The 11,816-nt window shown below is 68.5% G+C and carries 10 protein-coding genes; 3 read left to right on the top strand and 7 right to left on the bottom strand.

The genetic code is table 11. The features are described from left to right. The first annotated feature begins 5 nt into the window (after window positions 1-5). Window positions 6-614: an HAD family hydrolase gene (locus tag ACTIFS_RS10935; protein ID WP_439574119.1), complete on the top strand. Its 609-nt coding sequence runs from the start codon at window positions 6-8 to the stop codon at window positions 612-614. Here the strand turns inward: ACTIFS_RS10935 and ACTIFS_RS10930 are convergent. The 6 genes from ACTIFS_RS10930 to ACTIFS_RS10905 form a co-directional block, all read right to left on the bottom strand. After that, a complete protein-coding gene (locus ACTIFS_RS10930; protein WP_439574118.1) occupies window positions 559-2,643 on the bottom strand; it encodes an ATP-binding protein in 2,085 nt (694 codons plus the stop codon). The genes ACTIFS_RS10935 and ACTIFS_RS10930 overlap by 56 nt on opposite strands. Before the next feature lie 96 nt (window positions 2,644-2,739). Next, the gene (locus tag ACTIFS_RS10925) at window positions 2,740-5,025 is read right to left on the bottom strand and encodes an NADP-dependent malic enzyme (protein ID WP_439574117.1); all 2,286 of its coding nucleotides are present in this window, start codon (window positions 5,023-5,025) and stop codon (window positions 2,740-2,742) included. A gap of 193 nt (window positions 5,026-5,218) precedes the next feature. After that, window positions 5,219-6,601, bottom strand: coding sequence for a leucyl aminopeptidase family protein (locus tag ACTIFS_RS10920; RefSeq protein WP_439574116.1), 1,383 nt, complete (start codon window positions 6,599-6,601; stop codon window positions 5,219-5,221). 76 nt (window positions 6,602-6,677) lie between these two features. Continuing rightward, entirely contained in the window at window positions 6,678-7,874 is a 1,197-nt protein-coding gene (locus tag ACTIFS_RS10915) for an NAD(P)/FAD-dependent oxidoreductase (RefSeq protein ID WP_439574115.1), read from the bottom strand. Between the two features lie 110 nt (window positions 7,875-7,984). Next, complete coding sequence (locus ACTIFS_RS10910) at window positions 7,985-8,191, bottom strand: hypothetical protein (RefSeq protein ID WP_439574114.1); 207 nt, start codon at window positions 8,189-8,191, stop codon at window positions 7,985-7,987. Window positions 8,192-8,299: 108 nt separating this feature from the next. Then, window positions 8,300-9,769 (bottom strand): catalase, encoded by a 1,470-nt coding sequence (locus tag ACTIFS_RS10905; RefSeq protein WP_439574113.1) that lies wholly within the window; start codon window positions 9,767-9,769, stop codon window positions 8,300-8,302. A 110-nt stretch (window positions 9,770-9,879) separates the two neighbouring features. On the opposite strand from ACTIFS_RS10905, the gene ACTIFS_RS10900 reads away from it, so the two are divergent. Further along, entirely contained in the window at window positions 9,880-10,794 is a 915-nt protein-coding gene (locus ACTIFS_RS10900; RefSeq protein ID WP_439574112.1) for a LysR substrate-binding domain-containing protein, read from the top strand. A 54-nt stretch (window positions 10,795-10,848) separates the two neighbouring features. Then, entirely contained in the window at window positions 10,849-11,307 is a 459-nt protein-coding gene (locus ACTIFS_RS10895; protein ID WP_439574111.1) for a hypothetical protein, read from the top strand. Here ACTIFS_RS10895 and ACTIFS_RS10890 read toward each other — a convergent pair whose 3' ends face one another. Continuing rightward, the gene (locus ACTIFS_RS10890) at window positions 11,308-11,595 is read right to left on the bottom strand and encodes a PepSY domain-containing protein (RefSeq protein ID WP_439574110.1); all 288 of its coding nucleotides are present in this window, start codon (window positions 11,593-11,595) and stop codon (window positions 11,308-11,310) included. Window positions 11,596-11,816 lie beyond the last annotated feature (221 nt).

Raw genomic sequence — 11,816 nt, 5'->3', positions numbered from 1 at the left:
AAGACATGCCCGAAGCACCCATTCCCGTCTTCGATATTGGCCAGGTTCTGGTCAGGTGGGACCCGAAGCGCGGCCTGGCCCGCCATTTTGCGGACGAAACGGCCATCGAGCGGTTCATGGCTGAGATCGACTTTGCCCGCTGGCACGCGCAGCAGGATGCCGGCCGGTCGGTCGAGGTGGCGGTGGCTGATCTCGCTGGTCGATTTCCCCATCATCGCGCGGCCATCACCGGCTTCTATGCAGACTGGCTGGACAGCATTCCGGGCGAGGTCGAGGGCACGCGCGCCATTTTTGAGGGCCTTGCCCGGCGCGGCCCGGTCTACGGCATCTCCAACTTCTCGCGCGAGCTGTTTGACAGGACCGTGCCGGCCTATCCGTTTCTCGCAGACTTCACCGGCCTGGTCCTGTCAGGCGATGTCGGCATCAACAAGCCCGACCCGCGCATCTACCGGATCCTGTGCCAGCGTCACGGCCTGACGCCTGGCGCCTGCATCTTCATCGACGACAGCGGGCGCAACGTGGAGGCGGCACGAGCCGAGGGCATGGATGCCCTGCTGTTCACCGACGCCGCTTCGCTTTCCGACGATCTTCGCGCCCGGGGTCTGAACTGGTAGGCACCGCGTGTTCGGCGATCGTCTCGGCGAGACGGTCGCGATCCAGCGGTTTGGTGACGAAGGCATCCATTCCGGCGGCGATCGCAGCCGCGCGGTCCTCGACGAAGGCATTGGCCGTCAGCGCAACGATAGGCATCCGGCGGCCGGCGGCCTCGCGGGCGCGGATCATCTTGGCCGCAGACAGGCCGTCGCAATCCGGCATCTGCATGTCCATCAGGACCAGGTCCACGCCCTGCTCGGGATCGAGGGCCATGTCCACGGCGGCGCGGCCGTCGCGCGCCCAGAGCGGGCGGTGGCCCATGGATTCCACCAGCTTGCGGGCGAGCAGCGCGTTGATCTCGTTGTCCTCGGCCACCAGAATGGTCAGTGGCCGGGCCGGCATCGCGGCTGCGGGGCGATCCGGTTCCGCATCTGGTGCAAGCGGCGGGGCATCGACCATCCCGCCCGGCGCAACCTGCATGCAGAGCGAAGCCTCGCGCACCGGCGAAACCAGCCAGCCTGTCACGCCGCGCCGGCGCCAGATCGCCACCTGGCTGCGGGCGGCTGGCGTCACCAGAAGCACCGTGCGTCCGGCGCGCTCGCCAAGCCCGGCAAGGCAGGCGGCAATCGCGTCCTCCCCCAGCCGGTTGTCGAGAATGACGGTGTCGAACCGGCCTTCGGCAGGAATTGCCGCTTCGTCAGACACAGCGAGGGCCAAGGCCCCGCGCGCGCGCAGGCGCTCCGCGAGAACCGGAGCCTCGACCACCGATGGCGAGAGCACCAGAACCGACAGCCCGTGGAGGGATGGCAGGGCCCGCGGCATGGTCTCGGCCGGGGCCAGCGGCACACGCAAGCCGAAGCGCGAGCCCTGGCCCAGTTCGGTCGTGACCGACAGTTCGCCCTCCATGAGCGCGATGATCCGGCGGGAGATGGCAAGCCCCAGGCCCGTGCCGGCATGGCGGCGGGCGAGCGTCGTCTCGCCCTGCTCGAACTCGCCGAAAATGCGCTTCACGTCATCGGGCGCGATGCCCGGTCCGGTATCGGCGACGTCGATGGCAAGCACCCCGTCCTCACCCCTGACGGTGACGGTGATGCCGCCCTTCTCGGTGAACTTCACCGCATTGCCGACCAGGTTGAGCAGCACCTGGCGCAGCCGCGTGGCATCGCCCACGAGCCGGCCGGGCAGCGCCGGATCGACGGCGGCGACGAGGTCGAGACCCTTGGCCTGCGCCCTCGGCCCGAGCAGTTCGGCAACCCCCTCCACCAGCGGCAGGAGGTCGAAGGGCGCCGGCTCCAGGTCCAGCCGGCCGGCCTCGATCTTGGAAAAGTCGAGGATGTCGTCGATCAGCGTCAGCAGCGCCTCGCCGGACGCCTTCACTGCCCCGGCATAGCTCTTCTGTTCGGGTGTCAGCGGCGTGTCGAGCAGGAGGTCGGCCATGCCCATGATGCCGTTCAGCGGCGTGCGGATCTCGTGGCTCATAGTAGCGAGAAAGCGCGACTTGGCTTCGTTGGCGCCCTGCGCGCGGGCGCGCGAGCGGGCAAGCTCCACCTCGGCAACCTTGCGTTCGGTAATGTCGCGGCCGACCGACTGGGTCTCCTCGCAGCGCCCCTCGCCGTCGCGCACCGGATGGTGGCGCCAGGCGATCCAGCGACCGCCATGGGCCGTGGCGACGAACTCGTCCACGCTGACCGATCCGTCCGCCTCGCGGCGCTCGTCGGAGCGGGCGCGCACGTCGACGCCGGATCCCGAGCCGACCAGTTGATCAGCACCGAGCCCCACAAGCTCGGCGAAGGCACGGTTGGCATAGGTGATGCGCCCCTCGCGGTCGCGGCGCACGATGATGTCACCCTGCGTGTCGATCAGGCCGCGATGCCGCTCCTCGCTCTCGGCCAGTTCGAAGACCCGGTCGGTGAGATGCTCGACCGATTCCTCCAGCAGCACCACCTTGCGGGCAAGGGCCCGGCGGGCGTGGGCAAGGCGGGCGATGATGGCGGCCGCGGCAACCACCAGCGCGACCGCACCGCCCGCAAGCAGAGCCAATCCGTCCACCGCGCAACTCCCGCAACATCACCTGATGATGACGGGAGGGTAAAGAGGCAGGGTTGACGGGTGGTTACCGGCAGCCGGTCAGGCTGCCGGAAGGGCTCATCCGCCGACATTATAGGCGGCCAGCGCCGCCATGTTGACGATGTCGGAATCCTTCGCCCCGAGAGGAACGATCTGCACCGGCTTGTCGAGGCCGACCAGCAGCGGGCCGATGACGGTGGCTCCGGCCAGTTCCTGCATCATCTTGGTGGAGATGGAGGCCGAGTGGAACGCCGGCATGACCAGCACATTGGCCGGTCCCGACAGGCGGCAAAACGGATAGGCCTGGATCAGGTCGCGGTTCAGGGCCACGTCCGCCGCCATCTCGCCGTCATACTCGAAATCGACGCGCCGGCCGTCGAGAATGCGCACGGCCTCGATCACCTTCTCCGAGCGCTCGCCCTTGGGCTGGCCGAATGTCGAGAAGGCGAGCAGCGCGACGCGCGGCTCGGTGCCGAGCCGGCGGGCGGCATGGGCCGCCTCGACCGCGATCTCGGCAAGGTCTTCCGCGCCCGGCATCTCGGTGATGGCGGTGTCGGCCACCAGCACGGTTCGCCCGCGCGACAGCACGATGGAACAGCCGATCAGCCGGTGCCCCGGCTTGGTGTCGATGACCCGGCGGATATCCTCCAGCGCCGAGGAATAGTTGCGCGTGACGCCCGTGACCATGCCGTCGGCATCGCCGGCCGCCACCATGGCGGCGCCGAACACGTTGCGGTCCTGGTTCACGAGGCGCTGGCAGTCGCGGAACAGGTAGCCCTCGCGCTGCAGCCGCTCGTAGAGCTGGCTGGCATAATCCGCATTGCGCGTGGACAGGCGCGCATTGGCGATCTCGATGCCATCGCGCAGTTCGATCCCGGCCGCCTGGGCGGTTTCCCGCACCCGGTCCTCGCGGCCGACCAGGATGGCCGTGCCGAGGCCCTGGTTGACGAAGCTCAGGGCGGCGCGGATCACCTGCTCCTCCTCGCCCTCGGCGAAGACGATGCGCCGCGGCGAGCGGCGCGCCCGCTCGAAGATGCGCGAGAGCACGCCGGCCACCGGATTGAGCCGTTCGGTGAGTTGCGCCTTGTAGCCGTTCATGTCGACGATCGGCCGGCGGGCGACGCCGGTCTCCATCGCCGCCTTGGCGACAGCCGTCGGCACCGCATACATGAGGCGCGGATCGAAGGGCACGGGAATGATATATTCCGGCCCGTATTTGGGCCGCCCGCCGCCATAGGCGGCTGCCACATCGTCCGGCACATCCTCGCGCGCCAGCGCCGCCAGCGCCTCGGCGGCGGCGATCTTCATCTCCATGTTGATCTTGGTGGCGCGCACGTCGAGCGCCCCGCGGAACAGGAAGGGGAAGCCGAGAACGTTGTTGACCTGGTTGGGATAGTCGGAGCGGCCGGTGGCGACGATCGCGTCGGAGCGCACCGCATGGACCTCCTCCGGCGTGATCTCCGGGTCGGGATTGGCCATGGCGAAGATGATCGGCTTCGGCGCCATCGACATGACCATCTCGCGGGTCAGCGCGCCCTTCACCGACAGGCCGAAGAACACGTCGGCCCCGCTCACCGCCTCGGCGAGCGTGCGGGCATCGGTCACCGCCGCGTGGCCCGACTTCCACTGGTTCATGCCATCCGTGCGGCCGCGCCAGATGGTGCCCTTGGTGTCGCAGAGAATAACGTTGTCGGGAGCAAAGCCCATGGCCTTGAGCAGCTCGACGCAGGCGATGCCGGCCGCACCGGCGCCGTTGACCACCAGCTTCGTGGATTTGGGGTCGCGGCCGGTCAGGTCCATGGCATTGATCAGGCCGGCGGCGGCGATGATCGCCGTGCCATGCTGGTCGTCATGGAAGACCGGGATGTCCATGAGCTCCTGCAGGCGCTGCTCGATGATGAAGCACTCGGGCGCCTTGATGTCTTCCAGATTGATGCCGCCGAACGAGGGACCGAGATAGCGCACAGCATCGATGAACTTGTCGGAATCCTCGGTATCGATCTCCAGATCGATGGAATCCACGTCGGCGAAGCGCTTGAACAGCACCGCCTTGCCTTCCATCACCGGCTTGGAGGCGAGCGCGCCGAGATTGCCGAGGCCGAGGATGGCGGTGCCGTTGGTGATCACCGCCACCATGTTGCCGCGTGTCGTGTAGTCGAAGGCGCGGGCCGGGTCCTCGGCAATGGCCAGCACCGGTACGGCGACGCCAGGCGAATAGGCCAGCGACAGGTCGCGCTGCGTCGCCATCGGCTTGGTCGGAACGATCTCCAGCTTGCCCGGCCGGCCGGTCTGGTGGAAGGCCAGCGCCTCCTGATCGGTGATGGTCGGCCGGTTGCGTCGGCCGGAGGTCTGGTCGGTCGCCATGTGCCCTGGTTTCTTTGCGCGTCCTCGTGGGGAGGGCGACCATAGGGAATGGGCGGGGAACGGGCAACGGGCCGTCAGGATGAGCAAAGCGCGGAGGGAACCGGCCGGTCAGGCAGCCATCGGGAACAGCTCGTGGCCGGCTGGGCCGGTCATCAACCCATCCTCGATCGAGGCCGCAGTCGCATCCTGCAAGTCACCCGAACCGCGCCTTCAGCACCTCGAACAGCGCGCGCGCGGCCTGCAACTCGCCGCCCTGCGGCCGGCCGGGCTTCTCGGCAGGCACCCAGGCATAGACGTCGGCATGCAGCCAGGCCTTCGCCTTCTCCACGAAGCGGTCGAGGAACAGCGCGGCGGTGATCGAGCCGGCAAAGCCGCCGCTCGTCACGTTGTTGAGGTCGGCGATCTTGCTGTCGAGGCCGGCCGCATAGGGCTTCCAGAGCGGCAGGCGCCAGACCGGATCACCGACCTTCAGCCCGGCTGCCATCAGTTCGGCGGCGAGCGCATCGTCATGGGTGTAGACCGGCGGCAGGTCCGGGCCGAGCGCGACGCGGGCAGCGCCCGTCAGCGTGGCGAAATCGGCGATCAGCTCCGGCGCCTCCTCGTCGGCCAGCGCCAGCGCATCGGCCAGGACCAGCCGGCCCTCGGCATCGGTATTGCCGATCTCCACGGTCAGGCCCTTGCGGGTGGGGAACACGTCGCCCGGCCGGAAGGCCCGGCCCGACACGGCATTCTCCACTGCCGGCACCAGCAGGCGCAGCCGCACCGGCAGCTTGGCCGCCATGACCATGTGGGCAAGGCCGATGGCGGCTGCCGCCCCGCCCATGTCCTTCTTCATCAGTAGCATGGCGGATGACGGCTTGATGTCGAGGCCGCCCGTGTCGAAGCACACGCCCTTTCCGACCAGCGTCACCCGGGGATCGTTGGCGCGGCCCCAGGTGAGGTCGATCAGGCGCGGCGCGCGCGGCGAGCCCATGCCGACGGCATGGATCATCGGCAGACCGGCGCGGATCAGCTCCTCGCCGACAATCGCGGAAACCTTCGCCCGGTGGCGCTTCGCCAGAGCCCGGACGGCCTCCTCGAGTTCGGCCGGCCCGAGGTCGTTGGCCGGCGTGTTGACCAGGTCGCGGGCCAGCGTCACGGCTTCGGCGGCGCGGGTCACGGCCGCCTCGTCGACGCCCGCCGGCAGCACGAGAAGGGCCTCCTTCGTCGGCGCCTTGCCATAGCGGGTGAAACGGTACTGGCCGGTAATCCAGGCCAGCACCGCCTGCTCGGCATCGCCGGGATCATTGGCAAACCGGTAGAGTCCCGCCGGGATCAGGCCCGGCAGGCGGCCGACGAGCAGCGGGTCGCGATGCGCGGCATCCTCTGCCTCGATGCCGAACAGCACGGCCCCGATCTCGCCCTTGGCGTCGGGCAGGACGGCCGCCTTGCCCGGCTTCGGTTCGTATCCCGTGGCGCCAAGGAACGCTTTCTGGGCTGGTTTGAGGCGGTCGCGAACGGACGGCCAGATCTGCGGCGTGACGAAGGTGACGGCAATGGCACCGGCAGAGCCGGCGGGTCTCAGGAGCGGGTGCATCGGCAATCCGGGCCAGGGAGGAAGCTGTGCCAGCCTAGTGGCTTGCGCCTTGCGGCGCCATGCTCGGACCTCAAGGTCACACCGCTTGCCCTGCCACCCATCCGGACGACCAGGCCCACTGGAAATTGTAGCCGCCAAGCCATCCGGTCACGTCCACCACCTCGCCGATGAAATGGAGCCCGGGCACGGATCGGGCCGCCATGGTCTTCTGGTCCAGCCCGGCCGTATCCACCCCGCCCAGCGTCACCTCGGCCGTGCGATAGCCCTCCGAGCCTTCGGGCCTGATGCGCCAGCCGTTCACGGCCAGAGCGACCCGTTCCAGCACCCGGTCGGAGCAATCGGCGAGATTGCCGCCGATCGCCTCCATGTCGCAGACCGCCTGGGCGAGCCTGCGCGGCAGCAGCGTGGCCAGCATGGCCGCAACCGACTGCCGTCCATGGGCCGAGCGGGCGGCCTTCAGCCGGCCGATGACATCGACATCGGGCGCCAGCGCGACCACGACCTCCTCGCCCTCGTGCCAGCAGGACGAAATCTGGAGGATCGAGGGCCCGGACAGGCCGCGATGCGTGAACAGCAGCCCCTCGCGAAAGCGGGTCCGGCCATGCGCGACCTCGGCGGTCTCGACCGAGACACCGGCCAGCGGCGTCAGGCGCTCCAGCAGGTCGGGGCCGAAGGTCAGCGGCACGAGCCCGGGGCGCGGCGCGACCACGGCGAGGCCGAAGCGCTCCGCAACCTGATAGCCGAAGCCGGTGGCGCCCATCTTCGGAATCGACTTGCCGCCCGTGGCAATGACCAGCGATTGACACCGCACCGGCCCGGTGGACAGCCGCACGGTGAAGCCCGCTTCGTCGCGGTCGATGGCATCGACGCTTGTGGACAGGTCGAGTCGCGCCCCTGCCCGCTCCATTTCGGCGAGCAGCATGGCGATGATCTGACGGGCCGACCCGTCGCAGAACAGCTGGCCGAGGGTCTTCTCGTGCCACGCGATGCCGTGGCGGTCGACCAGTTCGATGAAGTCATGCTGGCTGTAGCGGGCCAGCGCCGAGCGCGCGAAATGCGGGTTGCGCGACAGGAACGCCTTCGGGCTGCAATGGAGGTTGGTGAAATTGCAGCGCCCGCCGCCGGAGATCCGGATCTTCTCGCCCGGCGCGTCGGCATGGTCCACCACGAGCACCGACCGGCCGCGCCGGCCGGCCTCGATGGCGCACATCATGCCCGCCGCTCCCGCCCCGACGACGAGCACATCCACGGCGGATTGTCGGGCGCTGGTCATCGGTGGCACGCGGACCTTCGGACGGGACGGGGCGACGGCACGGTGCCGTCACCTCCGCATGCCGCGCCTCGGCTCGCCTGGCAATCCCGAAGTCGGTACAGGCGATAAAGTCAGTGCAGGCGATAGAGAACGCGGAAACGCGCCGGGCTGGCGACGGCAAGGGTCTGGGCCGCAACCGGCAGGATCGAGATGATCCGCTCGGCAGCGATACCCCGGTCGGCCAGGGCCGCGTTCAGCGCGCCGACATCGGCCTCCGTGACGATCTCGCCGACGGCGGCGGCACGGTTGGTGGGGGTCTGGGTGGCAAGGGCAGCCATGGCGGATCTCCTGCTTGGTTCGAGAAAAATGCGGCGCCGGCAGTTCGCGATGCCGGCGCCGCCGGGGACCTGCCCGATGCAGCCGGAGCAGGTCCTTTCGGAAGGCGGTTATTCGGCGGCCACCGCTCGCGGCAGGTCGTCGACCGACAGACCCATGCGGGTGGCGACGCCGATGCCGTAGTTCGGATCGCAGCGGTAGAAATGCGCCACCTGGCGGCGAATGATCTCCGCCGGAACGCCCTGCATCGAGGCTGCGATATTGTCCATCAGCTGGCGCTGCTGGTCCGGCGACATCAGCCGGAACAGATCTCCCGGCTGCCGGTAGTCGTCATTGCCATCACGGTGGTTGTAACGCGCAGCGGCCCCGTCGAGTTGCAGCGCAGGCTCGACGAAACGCGGATCGTCCACCGGTCCGCCCATCGAGTTCGGCTGGTAATAGGCGTCCGGATTGGCATGGCCGGCGAAGCGCATGGCGCCGTCGGCATGGTAGTGATGGACCGGGCAGCGCGGCTGGTTCACCGGCAGCTGGTGATGGTTGACGCCGACGCGATACCGATGGGCGTCCGCATAGGCGAAGATGCGCGCCTGCAGCATCTTGTCGGGCGAGTGGCCGATGCCCGGAACGATGTTGGAGGGGGCGAGGGCCGCCTGCTCCACCTCGGCGAAATAGTTCTCGGGATTGCGGTTCAGCTCGAGCTCGCCGACCTCGATCAGCGGATAGTCGCCATGCGGCCAGACCTTGGTCAGGTCGAAGGGGTTGTACCAGTGCTTGCCGGCGTCAGCCTCCGGCATGATCTGCACCGAGAAGGTCCATTTCGGGCAATCGCCCCTCTCGATGGCCTCGTAGAGGTCGCGCTGGGCCGACTCCCGGTCCTCCGCGATGACGGCCGCGCCCTCCGCATTGGTCCAGTTCCGGATGCCCTGCTTCGTCTTGAAGTGGAACTTCACCCAGAACCGCTCGCCCGCCGCGTTGATGAACGAATAGGTGTGCGAGCCGAAGCCGTCGACATGGCGGTAGGACTGCGGCAGGCCGCGGTCGCTCATCAGGATCGTGACCTGATGCAGGCTCTCCGGCGACAGCGACCAGAAGTCCCACATGGCGGTCGGCGAGCGCAGGTTGGTGCGCGGATGGCGCTTCTGCGTGTGGATGAAGTCCGGGAACTTCAGCGGGTCGCGGACGAAGAAGACCGGCGTGTTGTTGCCGACGATGTCCCAGTTGCCCTCCTCCGTGTAGAAGCGCAGGGCGAAACCGCGCACGTCGCGCTCCGCATCGGCCGCGCCGCGCTCGCCGGCCACGGTCGAGAAGCGCAGGAAGGCCTCCGTCACCTTGCCCGGCTGGAGTGCCGAAGCCCTGGTATATTTCGAGATGTCGCCGGTGATGGTCAGCTTGCCATAGGCGCCCGAGCCCTTGGCGTGGACGGTGCGCTCCGGAATCCGCTCGCGGTTCTGGTGGGCGAGCTTCTCCAGGAGGTGGAAATCCTGCATCAGCAGGGGACCGCGCGGGCCGGCGCTCAGCGAATTCTGGTTGTCGCCGACGGGCGCACCACCCGCCGTGGTCATGATCTTTTTCTCGGCCATCGGGCGTCTCCGGGTTCGGTTCCATTTGGGGGTGGACTCGTTCTAATCAGGCCTTCACGATCAATGCCAATCGTATTATCCTGCCTGTCCGATCAGCTTTTCTGATAACGATGGTCTCCCTCAAGCAGCTTCGCTATTTCGACGCGCTCGCCCGCAACGGCCATTTCGGCCGGGCGGCTGACGACTGCGCGGTGACCCAGCCGGCCCTGTCCATGCAGATCCAGGAGCTGGAGCGGGAGCTTGGGCTGAAGCTGCTCGAGCGCCGGCGCAACGGGGTCAAGCTCACCAGCGAAGGCCGGGAGATCGCCCGGCGGGCAGCCCGCATCCTCGCCGGCGTGCGCGACCTCAAGGACTATGCCCAGCATCTGTCCGAGGGGCTGACCGGCACGCTGCAGCTCGGTGTCATCCCCTCGGTCGCGCCCTATCTGCTGCCGCGCTTCCTGCCGAAGCTGCGCGCGCGCTATCCCGACCTCGACGTCCATATTCGCGAGACGCAGACCGCCCAGCTGACCCGCGAACTGCTCGACGGCCATCTGGACCTGCTGGTCGTGGCGCTGCCGATCGACAATCCCGACATCGAGACCATCCGCCTGTTCGAGGACCGGTTCCTGCTCGCCCTGCCGGCGTCCCGGCGCATCGACAGCCGCGTGCGGGCAACCCCGGACATCATCAAGGGCGACCGCCTGCTGCTGCTGGAGGAAGGCCACTGCCTGCGCGACCAGGCCCTGACCTTCTGCGACCTGCGCACGGTGGAGACCATCGACACGTTCGGGGCGTCCTCGCTCACCACCCTGGTGCAGATGGTGGCGAACGGCCTCGGCCTCACGCTTCTGCCGGAGATCTGCCTGGAGGTGGAGGCCGCACGGGCCGAGCTCAACATCATGCGCTTCGCCGAGCCGGAGCCGAGCCGGACGCTCGGGCTCGCCTGGCGCGCCACGTCCCCGCGCAAGGCGGATTTCGTCACCTTCGGTCAGATCATCGCACAGGCGCGCCCTGCACCCTCGCGGATGGCCGGGACAGGCTGACAGGGCCCATTGCGCCGGCGCGCGGCTTGAATAAAATCTTGCCGAATCCAGCTCGTGCCGACAGCGATGATGTTCACTTTCCAGCGTACTCTCCGCTCCGTTCCTGCCGCAGCCGTCATCGCGTTCGGGCTCGCGGCCGCGTCGGGTCCGGCGACGGCCCAGTCGGTGGCGTCTGTGCCGTCGACCGAGGGCCATTACCGGCTGGAAATGCTCTCGTCCGACCAGCGCCAGCAATTGCTGCAGCACGTCGAGCGCTATGCGGTGGTCGAGGCCTTCCTGAAGGCCTGCGGCCGGCGCCCTGCACTCGAGACCCGCTTCCGCCGGCTCGTCCAGGGCTGCATCCACGCGCAGTCGGTGAACACCATCGCCGGACATTTCCGCCGCGCGGTCTCGTCGCGGGCACGCCTGCGCTGGGACTGCACGAGCCCCGACGGCCGCCGCATGATCGCCCGCACGGAGCAGGCGATCCAGGCGACGGCGGCCGACGTGTCGCGCCTGTGCCGGCGCGGCTGATCAGTCGTCCAGATCGCGCTTCAGGATCGAGAAGTCCTGCCGGCTGAGTTCCAGATCATATTTCCGTCCGTCGGCGGCCACGGCGTCGTCGACCTCCCAGCGCCCGTCATCCATCTCGATATCGCCCCAGCGCACGAAACCCTCGCGGCGCAGAACGGCCTCGATCTGCTGGCGCTCCTGCGCGGTCGGCTTGCGGTCGTCGGCGCGGGCCGGCAGCACGGCAAGCATGGGCAATGCCGCAATGCCGAACGTGGTGGCCAGAAGCGTGCGTCGGGAATGATGGGACACGGGCAAATCTCCTTTGGTCCGAGGCAATGGCAACCGGTCAACGCCCGCCGGCAGGGTTGGTTGCGCCCGGCGACAGTTGGTCGCAACCACCGCGTCGCGCAGCGCCCGTGCCGCATTCCTTGACTTTTGGCGTCATCGGGCCTAATCGCCCTCCCACTCTCGCTCATCCGAGACCTGTCTTCGCCGACCGGGGCCTGACCCCGGAGGTTCCCGCCCGACAG

Origin of the sequence: Phreatobacter sp., from assembly GCF_051860605.1 — a bacterium.
Taxonomy (GTDB): Bacteria; Pseudomonadota; Alphaproteobacteria; order Rhizobiales; family Phreatobacteraceae; genus Phreatobacter.
This window is presented reverse-complemented; position numbering and strand designations above follow the sequence as displayed.